The 19723-nt window shown below is 59.6% G+C and carries 23 protein-coding genes and 1 tRNA gene; 14 read left to right on the forward strand and 10 right to left on the reverse strand.

The annotated features are described in order from the left end of the window. The first annotated feature begins 50 nt into the window (after window positions 1-50). On the forward strand, window positions 51-1283 hold the full coding sequence (locus tag GC165_05960; GenBank protein ID MBI1332405.1) for a competence/damage-inducible protein A: 1233 nt from the start codon (window positions 51-53) through the stop codon (window positions 1281-1283). Here the strand turns inward: GC165_05960 and GC165_05965 are convergent. From GC165_05965 to GC165_05995, 7 genes are all read right to left on the reverse strand, one after another. Then, complete coding sequence (locus tag GC165_05965) at window positions 1272-1835, reverse strand: chloramphenicol phosphotransferase (GenBank protein ID MBI1332406.1); 564 nt, start codon at window positions 1833-1835, stop codon at window positions 1272-1274. The two genes, GC165_05960 and GC165_05965, sit on opposite strands and share 12 nt — an antisense overlap. A 134-nt stretch (window positions 1836-1969) precedes the next feature. Then, the gene (locus GC165_05970; protein ID MBI1332407.1) at window positions 1970-2818 is read right to left on the reverse strand and encodes a M48 family metalloprotease; all 849 of its coding nucleotides are present in this window, start codon (window positions 2816-2818) and stop codon (window positions 1970-1972) included. A 71-nt stretch (window positions 2819-2889) separates the two neighbouring features. Next, window positions 2890-3372 carry a chemotaxis protein CheX gene (locus tag GC165_05975; protein MBI1332408.1) on the reverse strand — a complete coding sequence of 161 codons (483 nt, stop codon included), beginning with the start codon at window positions 3370-3372 and terminating at the stop codon, window positions 2890-2892. Between the two features lie 38 nt (window positions 3373-3410). Continuing rightward, window positions 3411-3773: a response regulator gene (locus GC165_05980; GenBank protein MBI1332409.1), complete on the reverse strand. Its 363-nt coding sequence runs from the start codon at window positions 3771-3773 to the stop codon at window positions 3411-3413. After that, window positions 3755-4630: a methyltransferase gene (locus GC165_05985; protein ID MBI1332410.1), complete on the reverse strand. Its 876-nt coding sequence runs from the start codon at window positions 4628-4630 to the stop codon at window positions 3755-3757. The genes GC165_05980 and GC165_05985 overlap by 19 nt, the downstream gene beginning before the upstream one ends. Continuing rightward, entirely contained in the window at window positions 4554-5600 is a 1047-nt protein-coding gene (gene cheB / locus GC165_05990; GenBank protein MBI1332411.1) for a chemotaxis-specific protein-glutamate methyltransferase CheB, read from the reverse strand. Before cheB ends, GC165_05985 begins: the two co-directional genes overlap by 77 nt. Window positions 5601-5602: 2 nt before the next feature. Then, window positions 5603-6457 (reverse strand): HDOD domain-containing protein, encoded by an 855-nt coding sequence (locus GC165_05995; protein ID MBI1332412.1) that lies wholly within the window; start codon window positions 6455-6457, stop codon window positions 5603-5605. A gap of 195 nt (window positions 6458-6652) precedes the next feature. On the opposite strand from GC165_05995, the gene GC165_06000 reads away from it, so the two are divergent. The 6 genes from GC165_06000 to GC165_06025 all read left to right on the forward strand — a co-directional run bounded on the left by GC165_06000 (window position 6653) and on the right by GC165_06025 (window position 11587). Next, window positions 6653-7063 (forward strand): hypothetical protein, encoded by a 411-nt coding sequence (locus GC165_06000; GenBank protein MBI1332413.1) that lies wholly within the window; start codon window positions 6653-6655, stop codon window positions 7061-7063. Continuing rightward, a complete protein-coding gene (locus GC165_06005; protein ID MBI1332414.1) occupies window positions 7060-7425 on the forward strand; it encodes a hypothetical protein in 366 nt (121 codons plus the stop codon). Before GC165_06000 ends, GC165_06005 begins: the two co-directional genes overlap by 4 nt. Further along, window positions 7425-8780, forward strand: coding sequence for an acetyl-CoA carboxylase biotin carboxylase subunit (locus GC165_06010; GenBank protein MBI1332415.1), 1356 nt, complete (start codon window positions 7425-7427; stop codon window positions 8778-8780). Before GC165_06005 ends, GC165_06010 begins: the two co-directional genes overlap by 1 nt. A gap of 476 nt (window positions 8781-9256) precedes the next feature. Beyond that, on the forward strand, window positions 9257-9925 hold the full coding sequence (gene nusB / locus GC165_06015; protein ID MBI1332416.1) for a transcription antitermination factor NusB: 669 nt from the start codon (window positions 9257-9259) through the stop codon (window positions 9923-9925). Further along, window positions 9922-10767, forward strand: a complete 846-nt coding sequence (locus tag GC165_06020) for a bifunctional methylenetetrahydrofolate dehydrogenase/methenyltetrahydrofolate cyclohydrolase (protein ID MBI1332417.1) — start codon at window positions 9922-9924, stop codon at window positions 10765-10767. The genes nusB and GC165_06020 overlap by 4 nt, the downstream gene beginning before the upstream one ends. Beyond that, on the forward strand, window positions 10733-11587 hold the full coding sequence (locus tag GC165_06025; GenBank protein MBI1332418.1) for an alpha/beta fold hydrolase: 855 nt from the start codon (window positions 10733-10735) through the stop codon (window positions 11585-11587). The genes GC165_06020 and GC165_06025 overlap by 35 nt, the downstream gene beginning before the upstream one ends. A 145-nt stretch (window positions 11588-11732) precedes the next feature. Here GC165_06025 and GC165_06030 read toward each other — a convergent pair whose 3' ends face one another. Further along, a complete protein-coding gene (locus GC165_06030) occupies window positions 11733-12167 on the reverse strand; it encodes a DUF454 family protein (GenBank protein MBI1332419.1) in 435 nt (144 codons plus the stop codon). Window positions 12168-12241: 74 nt separating this feature from the next. On the opposite strand from GC165_06030, the gene GC165_06035 reads away from it, so the two are divergent. The 5 genes from GC165_06035 to GC165_06055 all read left to right on the forward strand — a co-directional run bounded on the left by GC165_06035 (window position 12242) and on the right by GC165_06055 (window position 16791). Beyond that, window positions 12242-12742, forward strand: a complete 501-nt coding sequence (locus tag GC165_06035) for a hypothetical protein (protein MBI1332420.1) — start codon at window positions 12242-12244, stop codon at window positions 12740-12742. After that, window positions 12742-14145, forward strand: coding sequence for a DUF1800 family protein (locus GC165_06040; GenBank protein ID MBI1332421.1), 1404 nt, complete (start codon window positions 12742-12744; stop codon window positions 14143-14145). Before GC165_06035 ends, GC165_06040 begins: the two co-directional genes overlap by 1 nt. A 5-nt stretch (window positions 14146-14150) precedes the next feature. Continuing rightward, a complete protein-coding gene (locus tag GC165_06045) occupies window positions 14151-15389 on the forward strand; it encodes a DUF1501 domain-containing protein (protein MBI1332422.1) in 1239 nt (412 codons plus the stop codon). 288 nt (window positions 15390-15677) lie between these two features. After that, window positions 15678-15789, forward strand: a tRNA-OTHER gene (locus tag GC165_06050). 222 nt (window positions 15790-16011) lie between these two features. Next, window positions 16012-16791 carry a methyltransferase domain-containing protein gene (locus tag GC165_06055; protein ID MBI1332423.1) on the forward strand — a complete coding sequence of 260 codons (780 nt, stop codon included), beginning with the start codon at window positions 16012-16014 and terminating at the stop codon, window positions 16789-16791. 24 nt (window positions 16792-16815) lie between these two features. Here the strand turns inward: GC165_06055 and GC165_06060 are convergent, their stop codons facing one another. Beyond that, window positions 16816-17166 (reverse strand): four helix bundle protein, encoded by a 351-nt coding sequence (locus GC165_06060; GenBank protein ID MBI1332424.1) that lies wholly within the window; start codon window positions 17164-17166, stop codon window positions 16816-16818. Window positions 17167-17292: 126 nt separating this feature from the next. Between GC165_06060 and GC165_06065 the strand changes: the two genes are divergently transcribed. Together GC165_06065 and GC165_06070 are read left to right on the forward strand one after the other, a co-directional pair. Continuing rightward, window positions 17293-18153, forward strand: a complete 861-nt coding sequence (locus tag GC165_06065; protein ID MBI1332425.1) for a TIM barrel protein — start codon at window positions 17293-17295, stop codon at window positions 18151-18153. Further along, complete coding sequence (locus GC165_06070) at window positions 18150-18893, forward strand: methyltransferase domain-containing protein (protein MBI1332426.1); 744 nt, start codon at window positions 18150-18152, stop codon at window positions 18891-18893. The genes GC165_06065 and GC165_06070 overlap by 4 nt, the downstream gene beginning before the upstream one ends. On the opposite strand, the gene GC165_06075 is transcribed toward GC165_06070, so the two are convergent. Then, entirely contained in the window at window positions 18850-19653 is an 804-nt protein-coding gene (locus GC165_06075) for a hypothetical protein (GenBank protein MBI1332427.1), read from the reverse strand. The two genes, GC165_06070 and GC165_06075, sit on opposite strands and share 44 nt — an antisense overlap. Window positions 19654-19723 lie beyond the last annotated feature (70 nt).

A 19723-nucleotide genomic window follows, 5' to 3' on the forward strand; every position in this document is an offset into this window, starting at 1 on the left:
GGGCCGTCTCCTTAACCTAAGAGAAGCCCTGGTCCTAGTAATATGGATGGATGAACGCCGAGATCGTTTCGGTGGGCACGGAGCTCCTTCTCGGCCAAATCATCGATACGCACGCCGCTACCATGGCGCGCATCCTTGCTGAATGCGGGATCACCTGCCGCCATCGCGCCACTGTCGGCGACAATTTTGACCGTGTGGTCGAGACCCTGCGGGTCGCCCTCAGCCGTGCCGATGTGGTGGTCACCATCGGCGGATTGGGCCCAACCGCCGATGACCTGACCCGCGATGCCATCGCTGCCGCCCTCGACGACACACTGGAAATCGTGCCCGAAGTGGAAGAGAAGCTCAAGCGGTTCTTCGCCCAGCGCGGCGTTCAGTGGGTCGCGTCGAACGGTCGCCAGGCCCAAAAGCCGACCTGCGCCGACCTGATCGACAACCCCAACGGCACCGCGCCGGGCCTCGTGTGCCGCAAGAACGGAAAGACCGTATTTGCGCTTCCCGGACCGCGCGGTGAGTTCGACCCGATGGCGTACAACCAGGTGAAGCCAATGCTGGAGCGCCTGGGTGGCGGCGAAGTGATCCACTCGCGTGTTCTGCGGGTCATTGGCGTCGGCGAGAGCCTCGCCGAAGAGAAGATCAAGCACCTGATGGTGTCTGAGAACCCGACCATCGCGCCATACGCTCAGCCGATGGAGGTTCACCTTCGAGTAACCGCCCGGGCCGCATCCGTGTCCGCCGCCGAAGCGCTGATCGATCCTGCCGAGCGGGCGATTCGCGAGATTCTGGGTGACGCCGTCTACGGGACAAATCTCACCACGCTCGAAGCGGCGGTGATTGAGCTTCTGAAGGCTCGCGGCGAGACGATCTCGACCGCCGAGTCGATGACCGGCGGCGGGCTCGCTGGACGATTGACCTCGGTCGACGGAAGCAGTCAGGCGTTCATGGGCGGCGTGGTGACCTACACCGTTGGCGCGAAGCAGACTCTGCTCGACGCGCCCACCGACATGGACCTCTCGAACCCAGTTTCGGCCGATGTCGCGCGCTTCATGGCCGAATCGGTCCGCGCTCGCCTCGGCACGACCTATGCGATGTCGGTCACCGGCAACGCCGGGCCGACTTCCGATGTCGGCGGTCAGCCGGTGGGATTGACGTACATCGGCATCGCCTCACCGGGCGGTACGCACGTCGAGGAATGCAAGTTCCGAGGCATCCGCGCCGATATCCGAAGCCGCGCCGAGCAGACGGCGTTGCGATTGGTACGCGAGGCGATCCTAGCCCGCTAGCTTGGCAAGGATCAGGTTGGCGCACTCCTGCGGCGTCAGGACCGAGGTGTCGACCTCCAGGTCGTACGCTTTGCCTTCGTGAACGGTGTCCTGCCACCGCTGGACCGGAGCCGGAACCGGCTCATCGACCGTGCTTTTGGCGTAGCCGTCGCCCCCGGCGTTCCGTCGAGCCATGATCGTCTCGATTGGGCATCGAACGCCCACGACCAGAACCGGCAGATCGGCCCACGCCCGCAGGGCTCCTGAGAACGGATCGAACGGCTGGGAGTACCACCGATGAAAGCCGATATCGACGACGACGTTCTGTCCTGATCGCGCCGCATCGCCGATCCATTTGTAAAAGTCTCGAAAGGATTCTTGTATGAAAGATTCCAAATCCGGCCGTTCACCACCGGGCCGTAATCCGATGCCCGGTCGAAATTCCTCCGGCGTGTGCTCGCGCATCCATCGGTCTACGCCAAGGTTTTCCCAGCCGACCATCGCCTCTGCGATGCTCGACTTGCCCGAGCGTGGCGCTCCATTGAGGATAACGATCTGTCCCGTCGGCGGCATAACTATGCCCCTATCATGACCGATACCAGACTTGGTCATCTATGACATGGAAGCCTTATGGCTCTCTGCCAACTGCCGACTGTCAACTGCGGACTGTCAACTGCGGACTGGCGCTCGCTAGGCGAGCCCATCGCCTACGCCACTTTCGCGTACTCGCCGCTCAAAATCCGCTCATATGCTCCCGACTGAATCCACCGCTCCAACTCCTGCGTGCGGTGAACCGGCATCGGATGCGTCAGAGTCTTGCCAAACGTCGCAAACAGCACGATCTTGCCGAGCTTATCGAGCGAATCCGCGTCCTGATACGCCCGCGCCTGCTCCATAAACGCTTCTTCGTTCAACTCGTCCGCCAGCCGCGAAGGGCCCGCCGCGAGCTTGATCAACGATCGACTCGCCAACCGTGTATCCTGGCCCACCAGCAGCCCGGCGCGATCGCACGAAAACTCGGCCTGACGCGACCACTCGAAGAACGCCAGATACAGCGCATAGGTCGCGATGTCCGACGCTCCCATCGACCGCCGACCCAGCAGTTCCAGCAAAGGGAACAGCAGGTACCCGACCGACCGATACAGCACGTGGTCGGCCTTGATATGCCCCAATTCGTGGCCCATGATGAAGAAAAGCTCCTCGTTCGACATCGTGTCGATCATCGACGAACGCAGCGTGATATAGGGTCGCTCGACCCCACCCGCAAACGCGTTCGGGAACGGGTTGTTGGAGACGTAAAGCTCCGGCTCCGGCATGTCCATCACCTTGCACGACTCCTTCATGATGTTGTAGAGCGTGGGGTACTGGTTAGGCCCGCAGCGGATCGAACTGCTCATGTTGTAGCAATACATCCACCGGTCGATGCCGATCTCATAAAACTTGGCGACGAGCTGCGGAACCAGCGGCAGCTTCTTCAGTTTGTCGAGCGCCCATTTGTCGGCGTCGCTCACAAACGCATCCGGGCTGATCCCGGTCAAATGAATTCGTTCGCTCATTGGTGAATAAGAATACGCCTACAACCAAAACCGGTTGCAGGCGTAGGTTCTTTTGTCCGAGTCAAGCTGGCTTAGGCGGCGAGACTGATCTTCGTTTCGCGAAGGCTAACGTTGACCTCGATCGCACCAACTCCGTCGAAGTTGAACGGAATCACGAGCGTCGGGACGTTGAAGGTCGAAATTCGAATGCTGTTTCCGCGAACCAGCGTCGGCGGCGTAATGTTGCACACGATTCCCTTCGTGGAGAAGATCGACGAGCTGTTACCCGTGATCATGTTGCCAAGCTCCGAGATCGCCGAAGCCACCATCTGGTCGAACACGCGCGGCGCGGTACCCAGCATCAACTCGGCAATCTTCATCGCGGTGTCCTTGGACATGCTATACATGACCAGGCCCTCGAGATCTCCATTAACTCCGCACAGGATGTTAACGGGAAGAGCGGTAAAAAGAACTTGCTTCGCCGAAAGTTCTCCTCTTTGGGGCGGTGTGCCCATAATCATCTCCGCGACCGAGGTTGCGGCCTCAGCAAACGGAGCAATGTACTCTGCTTTCATCTATATATTCGTTCCCCTAAAGTCGGTGGGTCTTCGCATCACGCCGCGTGACGCTTGATGACCTCAATAACCTTATCGGCTTGAAAAGGCTTAGTTATGAACTCTTTTGCACCGGCCTGAAGAGCTTCGACCATCAAATTTTGCTGTCCCATCGCCGAGCACATGACCACGACAGCCTCTGGATTTGAACCTCGAATAGCCTTGAGAGCCTCGATTCCATCCATCTCCGGCATAGTGATGTCCATGGTGACCAAATCGGGCTTCAGGTCCCCATAAAGAGCTACAGACTCAAGACCGTTGGCCGCCTCACCGACGACTTCGTAACCGGCATCCGTTAGGATGCGCTTCAATGTGACGCGCATGAAAAGCGCGTCATCCGTAATTAAGATGCGTTTCGCCATACTTTTTCCTCGCTAGGTTTTTTGTAGAAATACGGTCTCGGACATTCGAAACCAATCTCCCTGGTGTTGTAGATGCGCTCGCTGCTCCCCAAGAAGAGGTAGCCACCAGGGCGGAGCGCATTGTAGAACCGCTGAAAGATCTGATCTTTCGCCTCGTCGACGAAGTAGATCAGGACGTTGCGGCAGATGATCAGGTCGTAACCCACGCCGTAGCTATCTGCCAGCAAATTGTGTTTTTGGAAGGTCAAAAAGTCCTTCAGTTTTGGGATGACGTTCGCGCCGTCCTCGGTAACCTCGAAGTACTTTTCGAACTCCTGCGGAATCATCCTCGCTTCCATGCGATTGAGGAATCCCCGCTTGGCCTGGGCCATCGCCGTCTCGTCGATGTCCGTGCAGACGATCTTGTGCGGTCGGCCGGGAGCAAATTTGTCCAGCACCGCCGCCAGGCTATACGCCTCGGCCCCGGTCGAACATCCCGCGCTCCACGCACGGATCGATCTTCCCCCGTCGGCCAGTTCGTGCTTCACGATCTTCTCGAGGTCGCGCCACAGCTCTGGGTTTCGGAAGACCTCGGTGACGTTGATCGCCAACTTGTCCAGGAACCATCGCCGCTCGTCTTCGCTCTTCAGCACCAGGTCCACTAGAGCTTCGAAGCCGGGCATTCGCCGCTGTTCGCCCAGCATCAGAATCTGTCGCTGAAGCTGGTTTTGCTTGTAGAGGTTGAAGTCGATCCCCGTCTGCGTTTTCAGCTTTCGGTAGAAATCGGCCCACTGAATGTCATTAGGCGCTTGCACGTCGACCTCCTGAGAGCGCTGCGGTGATCGCCGCACCCATTTGGTCGATCGGAAACTCGCCATCGGTTGCACCGGCTTCTTTTGCCGACTTGGGCATGCCGTACACAACGCAGGTCTGGTCACTTTCGCCGAAAATCGTGGCGCCCGCCTTCTTCAGGGCCAAGGCCCCAGCGGTACCGTCTCGACCCATTCCGGTCAAGATCACGCCCAGCACGTTCGCACCGATGTACTTCGCCGCCGACTCAAACGTGTAGTCCGCACATGGCTTCACGCCGTTGCGATCCGGTCCGTCATTCAACAAAATCTTGGTTGCGTTCACGAGTTCCAGGTGCTTGCCGCCCGGGGCCATCAGGGCCACGCCTGGCTCCAGCGCGTCTTCCTGGTTCGCCTCGCGCACCTTAAAGGCACCGATGCGGTCCAGTCGCTCGGCTAGGCTCTTGGTAAATCCGGCGGGCATGTGCTGGACGATCACGCACGGGACCGTCATGTTTTTGGGCAGCGATTCGAACAACGTCATCAGCGCCTTCGGTCCGCCCGTCGAACTGGCGATCAAAAGCGTTTTCTGCGAGGTCGGCGCGCGCATTTCGGTTCGCGGTGTGCGAACGACCGGAGCTGGCCGAACCGGCGCCGGGCGGAATTTAGCCCGCGAAGCGGCACGAATCTTCGGAATCAGTTCCTGAAAAATTGCGGACAAGGACTCGCCCGTGATGGCTTCCGGCTTGCACGCAAAGTCCACCGCGCCGATTTCCAGCGCGAGAACCGTCGCATCTGCGCCAATCGAGGTCAGCGTCGAGAACATGACCGCCGGGGTCGGCGCCTCCGACATCAGCTCCTTCAGAGCGATGAGGCCGTTCTTGCGCGGCATCTCGATGTCGAGCGTCACCACGTCGGGCTTTAGCTCGCGCACCTTGGCGAGGACTTCCTCGCCGCTCGATGCGGTTCCGCAGACCTCCATATCCGACTCTCGATTGATCGCGTCCGAGATCACTCGGCGCATAAAAATCGAGTCGTCAACGACGAGAACGCGGGTCACAGTTAAGCCGCCTCCGCGAAGGCGCTTCCACCCGCTTCACTCAACTTGCTGAGGGCTTCGTCCAGCCACTCATTCAATACGTCTGCCTCAACACCAAGCCTTTCGAACGCGGCCTCGTCGCGGACGTAGAACGTTCCCGGCAGGTTCTCATGGATGCCCCGCTCGCGAACCATGATGTCCGCGATGTGGATGATGTCGGTCAGCACGTCGGTCTCTTCCATCTCCGAAGGGCGATGGTGGAATCGGATGCTTCGGCAGTATGCCTTGGGCAGGTTCCAGCTCTCAGCCAGAGTTGCGCCCAGTTCGGCATGGTCAAAACTCAAGGTCTCTCGCTCGATCTGGTCGAATGGCTTATCTCCGGCCAGGCTCGTCTGGGTCATCGCCGTAAATTCGTCTTCAAGCGTCAGGTACAGGGCCACGGTGCCGATGTCGTGAAGCAGACCGATACAAAATGCCTGCTCCGCGTCCATGTCGGTTTTGCGCATCGCCAGCATCTTGCTGAAGTAAGCGCAAGCCAGACAGTGGTTCCAAAGGTGCTTGGGGCTCAGGCCCTTGCCTTTAAGGGCGATCTGAAGCCAAGGAAAACTGGCGGCCACGAGGGAAAGGCTCTTGGTGGTGCGCATGCCGAGAACGACAACCGCTTCCTGAATCGAGTGGACGTCTCGCGCCATTCCGTAAAAGGCAGAGTTTGCCAATCGCAGAACGCGAGCGCTGAGGCTCGGATCGCGAGAAAGCGTCGCCGCAACCGTCGAAGCGCTTGAATCCGCTTGGTCGGCGATGCGAATCACCTCGAATGCCACTTCCGGCATCGACGGCAGATCGCTCGCTTTTTTGATGACTTCTTTAATGTCCCACATGGCCCATCTATCTTTCTTGAACACTCGTCCAAGGAACCCTCAGGACCTAAGTGCCACATAGGGGATAAGCCCCTGCTAAGTACAAATACTAGGACCGGGATTTTTGGCACACTTCTTGCTAGACCGTCGTTCTGCGAGGGATGTAAACGTTCTCTCACTTTGCAGGAATCGCCCGCCTTGGTAAACTATTTCGATATGGCACCGCTGGACTTTGCACTTGTCCGCCATGCACTCAACCTGGCCAAGAAAACGGGCATGGACGAGGTCGAACTAGAGCTTGGAGAATCCAAATTCCGAGCCGTCTTGGATGAGAAGGCCAAGAAGCCCGCAAAGGCCGCCTCCGCTGCACCCGCCGGAAAGGCCGAAGAACCGGCCGTCACCGCCAAACCCATCAAGAGCCACAACGTCGGCATCTTCCGTCAGGGCGACCACGCCATGAAGGTTGGCGACGAAATCAAAGTCGGCGACATCGTCGGCTCCGTGGTGGCTCTCGGCATTGCGAACGACGTGGTGTCGTCGGTGCAGGGCAAAATTTCCGAGGTCAACGTCCTCGACTCCGAAACCGTCGAGTACGGTCAGGTTCTCGCGCTTGTGGAGGTCGAGTGAAACAGCGCGGCCAGACCCTGGTCGCTAGCTTGGTCGTTGTCGCGATCATCCTCGTCGCCGTCGTCATCTTCATGCGCGGCACGGGCGACGCCAAGCCGACGATGAAGGCCGATGGCCGCGGCAAAACCGTGCTGGGTAACGCCAAAGCCAGCGCCGAAGACGAGGTCTGTCGAAGCAATCTGATGCAGGTTCGCCAACTTCTTGAAGTTCAAAAGGCGACCGACGAAGACTTCAAACCTACCTCGGTGGACGATATCCCCGGTGCAAAAAGTGTGTCACACTGTCCTGTCGGGAAAGAGGCATACGTCATCGACGAGTCGGGAAAAATCCACTGCCCACATCTAGGACACGAAAAGTTTTAATGCTGAAAAAGGTGCTCATTGCCAATCGCGGGGAAATCGCCTGCCGTGTCATTCGCGGCTGCCGCGAACTCGGAGTCAAAAGCGTCGCGATCTACTCGGAGGCCGACCGGGATAGCCTTCACGTCAAGCTCGCCGACGAAGCTATCTGCGTCGGTGCTGGTTCCAACTCCGACTCCTATCTCAACCTTGCCAACGTCCTCATGGCCACCCAGATCAGCGGAGCGGAGGCCGTTCACCCCGGCTATGGTTACTTCAGCGAGCGGGCCAACTTCGCGGTCGCGCTCGAAGCCCTTGGTGTCAAATTCATCGGTCCGCCAACCGGCGCGATCGAGGCGATGGGCGACAAAGCCAGCGCCAAAAAAGCCGCCATTGCCGTGAAGTGTCCGGTCGTCCCCGGCTCCGACGGTCCAGTCGCAACCGACATCGAGGCCCTCAAGATCGCCGAAAAGATCGGTTACCCGGTTCTCCTCAAGGCCGTCGCCGGTGGCGGCGGACGAGGCATCCGCAAGATCAACGCCCCCGACGAACTGCCGGATGCGTGGAAGATTGCGACTGCCGAGGCCCAAGCGTCGTTCGGCTCCGGCGAAATGCTCGTCGAGAAGTTCGTCGAGAATCCGCGCCACGTCGAAATCCAGGTCTTCGGCGACCAGCACGGCAACATGGTCTACCTCGGCGAGCGCGAATGCTCGATCCAAAACCTGCGCCACCAAAAAATCGTCGAAGAGGCTCCGTACGCCCAACTGCCCGAGCGCATCCGCAAGAAGATGGGCGAGGCCGCGGTGCGAGTGGCCAAGAGCGTTGGCTACCAAAACGCCGGTACGGTCGAATTCCTTGTGGACGATAAGTTTAACTTTTACTTCCTCGAAATGAACACAAGACTTCAGGTCGAACACCCGGTCACGGAAGAGATCACCGGCTACGATCTGGTTCACATGATGCTGAAGACGGCGAGCGGCGAAAAGCTCCCGATCACGCAGAAGAACATCGAACTGAAGGGTCACTCCATCGAGGTCCGCGTCACCGCCCAAGACCCCGACAACGATTTCGCCCCTTCCACCGGAAAGATCACGGGCTGGCGCGCGCCGATGGGCCGCGGCGTCCGTATGGAGAGCCACTGCTACGCGGGCCTGACCGTCTCCCCGTTCTACGACCCGCTTCTTGCTAAGCTGATCGTCTGGGGCGAGGACCGCGCCGACGCGGTCACCAAGCTCCAAACCGCCCTGCACGAGTTTGAGGTCGAAGGCATCGCCACGAACATCCCGTTCCTACGACGGCTGTGCGCAACCCCGTCCTGGATCGAAGGGAAGTTCGACACCGGCTTCGTGCCGAAGTTCCTGGACGGAGAGGCTTCCTAGTCTATGAAGCTGGCCAACCTCGCTTTGTCCGCTTCTAACTCTTCTTGCGCTCCCGCCGCCCGCTCACTCCGACCCACTATGGTCGACGCTGGACGGGAGGAAATTCTTCCACAACTTAGCCAAACTCTGGCGGCACCGACTAGCCTGCGTCAGGTGACCAACCACCCCCAAAGGGGCGGCAGTATCTTAGCCCAGCCTGAAGGGCTGGGTAGAGACGATCTCAAGCAAAAGTCCAAGGCGACGCAGTCGTCCCGGTCGTTACGACCGCCGAAAACGTCCACGACTGCTCAAACTTCTTTCGCTCCACCCGCTCTCGACTCGAACCGACCCGCTAGGGTCGAAGCTGGTAGCCAGGGTGTCAAAGCGACCAAAGGGACCGTAGACCCCTGGATAGCTCCGCAACAGAAAAATTCCAAGGCGACGCAGGAGCCCCGGCGATTATCGCCGCACCATAACGCCACCCCCAAGACTTCCCCATGCCCCTCGCCCTGGATCGAGGTGCCCCAATGACCCCCTTCGCCTGGCGACGAATCGCTCGCGAATGCGCCCTCCGCGCGCTCTACACCGCTGACCTAGGCCAAGGCTCGCTGTCCGACGCCCTGCACCTCACCATCGACTCGCTCGAAGACGAAGAACAATCCGAAGAACTGGTCAACGGCGTCGAACTCGTCGACGCAACCCTCGATCTCGTCGACCGCTTCGCAACCGCTCTTGCCGAAGGCACCTGGAAATCCCGCGTCTCGCTCGACCGCGCCATCTCCGCCGCCATCCCCGACTACGACTTCTCCCGCCTCGCCCTCGTCGATCGCTCCGTCCTGCGGCTCGCCCTCTACGAACTGCAAAACTACCCCTACATTCCGCCCGCGGTCACCCTCAACGAGGCCATCGAAATGGCCAAAAAATACTCGACCACCGAGAGCGGAAAATTCGTCAACGGCGTGCTCCACACGCTCCTCAAACAGACCGAAAAGGCGAATTACGACCCCAAGACCGCGCCCAAAGACCCCGATTTGGGTGAAATAGAAAAGATCATGCGCACTCCTGAGCCCGTTGTCGAGGAGGAGACCGTCGACGCTGACTCGGAAGAAGGCAAGATCGCCAAGCGCTACGGGGTTTGGAAAGTGAAAGGAGACGAAAAAGAATGATCCTCGACGGCCTCGCCCTCTCGAAAGAACTTCGCGTTCAGCTCAAGGAGCGGGTCGACCGCCTCCGCGAGCATGGCGTGATCCCCCGCCTCGATGTCATCGTCGCCGCCCAGGATCCCGCGTCCGTCGCCTACGTACGCATGAAGCGAAAATGGGCCGAAGCTGCCGGCATGCACGGCGAATCGTACGAAATCAACGAGGAAACGACCCAAGAACAGCTCATCGAGATCATCTACAAGCTCAATGGCAACCCCAAGGTCCACGGTGTGCTCCTCCAGCACCCCCTGCCCAAACATCTCGATGAGGACGCCGCCCTCCTCGCCCTTGGTTCGGCCAAAGACGTGGATGGTATCACGCCCCAGTCGCTGGGCCGCCTCACCGCCGGACTCCCCGGCTTCCGATGCGCCACCCCGCTCGGCATCACCAAGATTCTCGACCATTACAACATCGACTGCACCGGCAAGCGCGCCCTCGTCATCGGCCGAAGCCACATCCTTGGCAAGCCGATGGCCCTCATGCTCTTGGAGCGCAACGCGACCGTCACCATCGCCCACAGCAAGACCGTCGATCTGCCCGACCGATGCCGCGAAGCCGACATTCTTGTCGCCGCCGTGGGCCGCGCCGAAATGATCAAGGGCGACTGGATTAAGCCCGGGGCCACCGTTATTGATGCTGGATATAACAAAGTTGAGGGCCGAAAGGGAGATGTTGGGGACGTTCACTTCGAATCCGCTGTTGAAGTAGCCGGAGCGATTACCCCGGTGCCCGGAGGCGTGGGACCGATGACGGTGACAAGTTTGCTGATCAATGCGGTCGACGCGGCAGAAAAAACGGTTTCGTAGAGCCATCTACTTCCTGGCGGGGCTCTTCCTCGCCTACATCGTCCTGTGCTTTTGGATCGCCGACAAGGTGGTCTCGCCCCGGCGCGTAGTACCCAGCCTTCCCAAAGATTTTGTGGTGTGGGAGCCGGTCAAAGGCGTGCCCGCTTGGGCGTCGCCGACCCTTGGCGAAGGCAAGGCCAAAAACCTCTTCATCTTCGCTCACGGCATCAAGGCCAGCCGCGCCTTCTTCGAGGACACAGCGAGGGAACTTCAACATCGCGGCTACGACGTGGTCATTCTGCCCATGCCGGGGCATGACGCTAGCCCCGAGCCGACCGTCGGCTTTGGCACGACCGAGTCCAAGCTGATCCGCGAGACCATCGCCGCCGCCCACGCTCAACACACGGTGCTGGTGGGAGCCTCGATGGGAGGAGCCAGTTGCTGGATGGCCTCCGACGATCCCCACGTGGACGGGATCGTGACCGAGTGCGCCTTTGGCCGCCTCGAACCAGTGACTCACCGGTGGTTCAACAGCATGCTCCCGTACGGCGACATCCTCTTCAAGCCCGTGATCTGGATCGCCTCCGCCCGATTGCACATCAACCCCAACGACATCAACCCGGTCGAAACCGCCCAGAAATGGAATCATGCCAAACCCGCGCTGGTCATTGAGGCAAGCGATGACCGCCTGATCCCCGAAGCCCAGTCCAAAGAACTCGCTTCCGTCTCCGGCGCCGACTTCTGGCGTGTCCCCTTCGTCACCCACGCCAACTGCCAATCGGTCGGAAAGGAGTACATCGACCGAGTCGAAGGCGTGATGAAAAAGGTCCTCAGGCGCTAGGTGTTTTTTGGGGCCCAGGCGTCCCGCCTGTGGAAAGTAGAAGCTAACCACGCTACCCCACTGAAGGGGGTCGGCGAACGAAGTGAACCGGAGGGGGAAAGGGCCATACATAAACCCTTCAGCTCACAAAGCAGGACAAGAAATCTCACGCCTCGCGCTTCGTCGGAACCCGCGCCAAATACACCGTCAGCGCCAAAATCGTCCCCGCCAACAACCCCACCGGAATCCATTTCGGCAATTCCATCTCCAACTGCTCGATCACAATCGGTGGCTTCGACAGAATCCGGTAGATCGTAAACCCGATCGCCACCCAGATCATTGAGATCGCGATGACCTTCGTCCGCAGACGCATCGACCGATGCTCCTCCCAATCTCGCAAAGTCGGTCCGACGGTCCGATTCGCCAAGAGCCAACTCTCCAGCCGCTCGCTCGAATTTCGAAACGCCCACAGCGCGATCAGAAAGAACACAAAGCCCGGCAGGCCAGGGGTAATAATCCCTACGAACCCCACCCCCACGCATACAATTCCGAAGCCCGCGAACAGCGAGCGAACCAAAAGTGGACGGTTTGTGTGGGGCATTTGGCCCGATTATAGAGCCTTTGCAACCCCAAAACCTACGGCTCCGATTTGAAAAGATAGAGGATGATAAAGCTATGGTTACAATCGGTGACTCCTTCTCAATCGTCGCAACCCTGGCCGGACTGGCCGTAACGCTCTGGGCCTTTTTGGTCGCCTGCGCGCTCCTTTTCCCGGCCCGGGTGGCCTCCGCCCGCAACGCGGTTTCCACCCACACGAGCGCCTGCATCGGCACCGGGTTCGCCGCTTTTCTCGTCGGATTTTTCGGCATCGTCGTGCTCCAAGTGCCCAATCCGGGCGTCAAGCTCTTCGGCATGATCATGGTCTCCAGCTACTTTGCCATGGTCGCCATCGGCAGTAGCGGCATCGCCAAACTTGCCTCCGAGCGCCTGCGCTCCCTCAAGGGCGACCACTCGAATCTGTTCGACTCCTACGCCAAATCCGCGCTCTACATCGTGGTGGCCGGCATGCTCCCGATCCTCGGTTGGTTCCTTTTCGCCCCGATCTTCATGCTGACCGCCGGCGGCGCGGGCCTGTTGGCTTTGCTCAAGCCCGCCACCGCAAACGAGGTCGCGTAATGTCTCTGACTCGGCGCGACGCGCTCCTCCTTGGCGGCGCCGCTGCAATCACCGCCGCTGGGTGCGGGCGCGTCGCGACCGAGGTCAGGCGACGCAAGCAGTCCGAGCCGTGGCGCGAGCCCAGCGATCCCAAAACCACCCGCTTGCTCGACCGGATGTCGTTCGGCTGGTCGGGGGACGAAGAGGCGACCTACGCCTCGCTGGGGCACGACGCCTACGTCGAGAAGCAACTCAAAGCCGGATTCGACGAACCGATCGAACTCACCCTTCAACTCCAGAACCTCGACTGCCTGCGCATGCAGGCCGTCGAGCTCATGGAGATCCCACGCGGACGCGTCATCCAACAGCTCCAGTGCGCCGCCATTCTGCGCGCGGTCTACAGCCCCAACCAGCTCCGCGAAAAGATGGTCGATTTCTGGAGCAACCACTTCAACATCTACTCGCAAAAGAAGGATGGTGCGTTCTTCAAGGGCAACCAGGAAGAGCAGATCATCCGCCAAAGCGCCCTCGGTAACTTCGGCGACATGGCCCGCGAGATGGCCCATTCGCCCGCCATGCTTCTGTACCTCGACAACGAGCAGAACGTGAAGGAGCACCCGAACGAGAATTATGCCCGCGAACTGCTGGAACTCCACACCCTCGGCATCTACGGCGGCTACACGCAGAAGGACGTTCAAGAGGTCGCCCGGTGTCTGACCGGCTGGAAGATGGAAACCCGCTTCCTCGGCGGGCTGTTCAAAGGCGAATTTCACCCCAAAGCCAAAGGTTCATTCCGCTTCGATGACAGCGTGCACGACAAGGGAACCAAGCTCGTGCTCGGCCACGTAATCCCTGCCGGGCGCGGCATCGAAGACGGCGAGCAGGTCCTCGATATCGCCATCGCCCACCCCTCGACCGCCAAGCACCTGGCCCGCAAGCTCGTCGTTTTCTTTACCGGCGCGCGCTCCGAAGACCTGGAATCCAAGGTCGCCGACGCCTACACCACCACCAAAGGCGATATCCCCAGCATGATTCGGCCCATCCTCCTCTCCGATGAACTCGGTGCGGGCGAGCCGATCCTCAAGCGTCCGTTCGACTTCCTTTGCGCCTCCCTGCGCCGGTCCGGTGCCATTACCGATGGCGGCCCCGCCCTCCAGCAGTACCTGCGCAAGCTCGGACAGCCAATGTACGAATGGCCGATGCCCGACGGCTACCCAGTGGACCAGATTAGCTGGGCCAACACCGTCCTGCCACGCTGGCAATTCGCCTACGACCTGGCGTTCGGCAAGATCGCCAACACCACCATCAAAGCCGAATCCCTGCCGATGATCGCGAGCATCGTGGGCAAGGGAAGCGGCCTCACCAAGGAGCGGATGCGCCTGCTCGCCAACCACCTCTCCGCCCCCGAATTTCAATACGCGTGAACGATATGAACGACCACTCCTGCGACAGTTTCAAAGATGCGATGTCCCGCCGGTCGGCCCTTAAGCTGGGTGCCCTTGGGCTGGTGCCCTGGCTCCTCTCCGGCAGTGCGCTCAGTCAAATCAAGATTGATTCGACTCGGCGTGGGCACGCGCTGGTCGTCCTCTTCCTTCGCGGCGGTTCCGACGGCCTCAACATGATGGTCCCCTACGCCGATGACCACTATTACAAAGCCCGCCCGAGCCTGGCCATCGCTCGCCCCAACGATCTCCGCGTGAAGGAAGCGGCCCGAAGCGTAGCCCTCAACGACTATTTCGCCTTGCACCCATCGCTGGCGCCGCTCAAAAAGTGGTTCGAAGCCGGTTCGCTCGCCCTCGTCCCCGCCGTTGGTTCGCAGGACATGACCCGTTCGCACTTCGAGGCGATGTCCGCCATGGAGCGCGGTGCCCCGACCGGCCACTCCGGCGAGCCCAGCGGCTGGCTGGCCCGTTACCTCAATAAGACCGCCTCCGCCCAGGACACGCCCCTCCGCGCCGTCGCTTGGGCCGACCGAATGCCGGATTCGCTTCGCGGCGCGCCTGCCCCGCTCGTCGTCCAATCCATCACCGACTTCCATCTCGACGCCGACGAAGACTTCGTGCGCGAACTCAAGCTGAAGTACCAAAACGAACCCGCCGACCCGTCGAACCTCATGCACAGCGCTGGGGCCAACACGCTTCACGCCCTCGATCGTATCGAGCGCCTCGATCCCAAAAACTACAAGGCGTCGAGTGGAGCGACTTACCCGATATCTCCCTTGGGAGCCGGGTTCCGCGAGGTCGCCTGCCTGCTGAAGTCCGACCTCGGCCTCGAAATCGCCTGCCTGGAAGAAACCGGTTGGGACACCCATTTTGCCCAAGGCGCGGATACCGGCGTTCACGCCAGCCAGCTCGATAAGGTCGCCAAGTCGATCGACGCCTTTATGACCGACCTCGGACCGCGCGCCAAGGAAATGACCCTGATCGTCATGACCGAGTTCGGCCGCCGCGTGCAGGAAAACGCCAGTTTGGGAACCGACCATGGCCGCGCGAGCGTCATGATGGCCCTCGGAGATGTCGATGGCGGCAAGATTCTCGGCCAATGGCCCGGCCTTGCCCCCAACCAACTCGACGATGCCGGCGACATCAAGCCCGTCAACGACTACCGTACGGCCCTCACCGACTTCCTCTCGCCGAAAATGCCAGAGATTGCCGGAATATGGGGCTAGTTGACTTCCATCCAGCCGCATCGAACGCATCTGGGAGCTTGACTAGGTCCTGACTTCGGCCTAACTACTCCATAAATCCATAGAATGACGAGACCTGCTCCAACAATGATATTTAGGACTGGTATACACAAAAATGGCAGGCCTACGACCGTTGCAACTATGCACCAGATTGCGAAATTGTCTGATCTTTGGTAGTGATCCCACCGCCAATCGTGGGATCCACAGGAGCGGCAGACCCATCGTGTGTGGTGTGCGACTCCTATGGGGACTGGTAACGCCGCAAATTGGGAAGCTGTGGCCCTTAGTTGGTGCGCGACGGCGACGGGCGATTGGCCCTGGTTATACTGCGCATTTAACCAGTTTGGATCGGCTCCCGCCGGATCGATTCCGGCCTGCTTTATGAGGGCCAACCAGTCCTGGTAGGTCACGCCGTTATTCTATCACCGGTTACTAAAAAACTAAGGTCCGACCCATAGGGTCATAGCCTTCTATTCGCGAACGCATACCATCGGTCCTCTCCACCATTACGGCTCAGGAACCAAAAAAAGATACTTCTCCGGATGGAGAAGTCGGTGAACGCGCCCTCCTAAGCATCGCGAAGTTGACCCTTCCAGCGAACCGGATGAGGCGAACCGAGCATCCCGACCACCAAAAAACAAATCGGTACACTAACCACCCCATGCTCGACGAAGACATCCAACTTTGGCAAAACTCCGCCGACGCCTGGATTCGCATCCTCGACATCCGCGGCGACAAATCCCGCCGGTTCCTGGACCCCCGCGTTCACGCCGCTTTCGGCGACGTCCAAGGGCGAAACATCCTCGATATTGGCTGTGGTGAGGGCCGATTCTGCCGCCAACTCCAGGAGCGCGGAGCCAACGTCGTCGGCGTCGAACCCACGCCAAAACTCCTCGAGCAAGCCATCCAGCAAGACCCCCAAGGCGACTATCGAGACGCCCGCGCCGAGGCTCTGCCGTTCCCAAATGAGACATTCGACGCTGTGCTCTTCTACCTCGTCCTCATCGACATTGAGCCGTTCGAGCCCGCTATCGACGAGGCCTTCCGTGTCCTCAAGCCCGGCGGAAAATGCGTTATCGTCAATTCAACTGGTATGAACACTGCTACAAATCGGTTTTGGGAATGGAATGAAGCTGGTGAGCGGACGGCCTGGTTAGTGGAACACTACGGAACGAGGCAGCGCGTCGTCGCTGAATGGAACGGCATCCGGGTTCATAACTACCACCGGCCGCTCGGGACCTACTTCACGCACTGCCTCAATTCCGGCTTCCAGCTCCGCCATTACGACGAGCAAATCCCCACCGAAGCCGAGCTCGCCGCCAACCCCGAACTCGCGCCCCACCTCATCTGCCCCTGCTTCAACATCCAGGTTTGGCAGAAGTAGTGAACAGAGAACAGAGAACAGGGCTCAGGGCCTTTTGTCTAACAAGCCTTTGCGGACCGAAAACAAGAGCTTGCCCACCTCGTCCGAAGCCGTCTCAAGTTCGTCAGTTGCCAAATACTCCAGGCGCTTCGAAATCTCAATCTGGGTTTGCAATTCTCGAAGCGACCCAATAGCAATGTCAAGGAAGCGCAAGTATTCGTTGGTACCGCTTCGTCCGTAGCCCTCGGCGATATTAGAGGGAATTGAGACCGCCGCCCGACGCATTTGGGCTTGCAAGCCAAACTTTTCAGTCTCAGGCAGTTTTGAAGTGTCCCTGTAGACCACCTCGACAAGCGTCATTGACTTTTGCCAGACGATCAGCTTTCGAAAACTCATGAGAGTTCTATTTTGCCTTGTCATCTGACTCAAGCATTTTTCAATCGTTTGCCATCCGACGACCACTCGTTCTCTGTTCTCTGCTCTCTGATCTCTTGTCCCTCAGCAGGTACATTCAAGCCTGCGATGCTGCTGAAAGGTATTAACTATTGGTGCTTCCCCGGCTCCTTCGAGGACAAGGTGGACCCGTTCGACGCCGTCAAGATGACCAAGAAGTACGGCTACGATGCCCTCGAATTGTGCATCGGCGAAGCCGGAACCCAGTTCGGCCTCGACGCCGACGAAGCCAAGTGCAAGAGCCTGGTCGAAGCCGCCAGCAACGAGGGCGTCGTCCTGCGCACCACCGCCTCCGGCCTCTACTGGGGCCGAAGCATGGGTGATCCCGACGCCAAAGTTCGCGAGCAAGCCAAGGACGACCTCAAGCGCATGCTCCAGATTTCGAGCTGGCTCGGATGCAAGGTTCACCTCACCATCCCCGCCGCCGTCGACGTCTTTTTCCTGCCCGATCGGCCCGTCCACAACTACGACGACTGCTGGAAATATGCAAAGGACGGCATCGCCGAACTCCTCCCCCACGCCGAGGCGTGCGGCGTCAAGATGGGCATCGAAAACGTGTGGAACAAGATGTTCATGTCCCCTGGAGAAATGGGATATTTCATCAGCCAATTCAACTCGCCATGGATCGGATGCTTGTTCGATGTGGGAAATGTCATGCCCTTCGGCTACCCCGAGCAATGGATTCGAAGCCTGGGTAAAGACATCGTCGCGATCCACTTCAAGGACTTCCGAAAGGCCGTCGGCACCGCCGAAGGTTTCGTCGACCTTCTCGAAGGCGATGTGAACTTCCCAGAGGTCGTCAAGGCGCTGGGCGAAATCGGCTTCGATGGCCCCGTCGTCGCCGAAATGATCCCCCACTACAAGCTCTATCCTATCGCCCGCGTCGAGAACACCTCGAACGCGATGGATCATATCCTCGGTCGCAAATAGCTGTGGTCTGGCGGGATCGACTCCCAAAGGCTCCGCTTGATCCGCAAGAGATCAAGCGGCAGTCCGGCGTGAGCGACTGGACCACGCACCTCGCCGGAGTCCAGGCCGAACTTCCCGAGCCGTTCGCGGTTATCGACGTCCTCGAAGGTGAAGGCTGCAAAGAAACCTGCATAGACCTGCGCGCAATAAGAAGAAACCCACGCATTGTTCGCCGGGCCGAAATCGACACAAAGCCCGGCCGTACCTGGAATATCAATCCCATTCTCAACCAAATCGCGCAAGAGGCCGCTCCAGGATTCGCTCTCGATCTGGGTTGTGGCGCCGGGCGTGATGCCGTCTGGCTCGCCGCCAACGACTGGGACGTCACCGCCGTCGATCGCCTAGCGAGCAACATCGAGGCGATCCAACGACTGGCCAAAACCTACGCCCCCGACAAACCCATCGAAGCAATCCAAGCCAACCTTCACGATTACCGGCCCGAGACCCAATACGATCTCGTCTTGCTCCACTACTGCTGGGACCCCAACTACTTCGAACTCGCCAAGCAATCCACCGCCAGAGGCGGTTTTCTCAGCGTCCTGGGCCACTCCGAAACCAACTACCGATGCTTCGCCCATCCGCGCGAATCTAAGCTCATCAATAGCAAAGCCCTCGATTGCGAGGGCTTCGAAACATGGTCAGAACGGGAGTTTTGGTCTAGAGACCGGCACTCAGTTTCAATTGTGCTGCGACGGCATTAGCCGAATCGTAATCGACGCTCATGCGCCCGACTTTCTTCGAAGGATCAAAGGTCAAAACGTCCTCGGGATTCGTCAGCCGAGAGAACACGAAACACTTGATTTCCGACAGCCGCGCGGTGCGGTCGCCCAGGCCGTTGGTGCTCTTCTGGCTCGACCAAAATCGCATTGCCATCTCGCCGTCCGGTGTGGTGTCCCACCCCAAAAACACGACCGAATGGCCATAGCCGCTCCGCCAGTCGAGGTTGCAGAAGTCGCCGGGTCGAGCGTCGAGCGGGTCCACCCGCGTCCCCATTTTGGAAAAAAGCGAGAGCGCGTAGTATGATCCGGGGCCGTCCGCGTTCCAGCACCCCCACATCTTCACCATGTCCTCGCGCAGGTGCCCGTTCTGGTCCTGCATGCGTAGGGCGTCTAGGCGATCCTCCGAAATCTCCGATTGGCACGACACGGTGGCCGTGTCCAGCGCGCCGATGAACGCCGCGTACGACGCTCCCGAACAGTAGCTCGACGACCGCGGAGGGCTGATCAGCCGATAGTCGCCCAACTTGAGCGGAATGCCGATGGGCGAGGCCGGCGGGTTCGCGCCCGACTTCATGAAGTAGCCGCCGCCGTCCGGCGCACTAGCCTGGATGTCGTCGATCGCCATCAACACGGCTTGGTTCAACTCCGGCGTATCCTGGCCATATACGGCCTGGTGGTTGATGTGATACATGGGCATCCGCACGGTGATGAAGGAGGCATAGGAAGCAAGAAAAGAAACCATAAATCTTCACAGGTGTCCCCGGCAAACGCACAGAGGGAACAAGAGAGATAGTCGGCTCTATCCCAAAAAC

The organism is Armatimonadota bacterium (assembly GCA_016125185.1).
GTDB lineage: Bacteria > Armatimonadota > Fimbriimonadia > Fimbriimonadales > Fimbriimonadaceae > Fimbriimonas.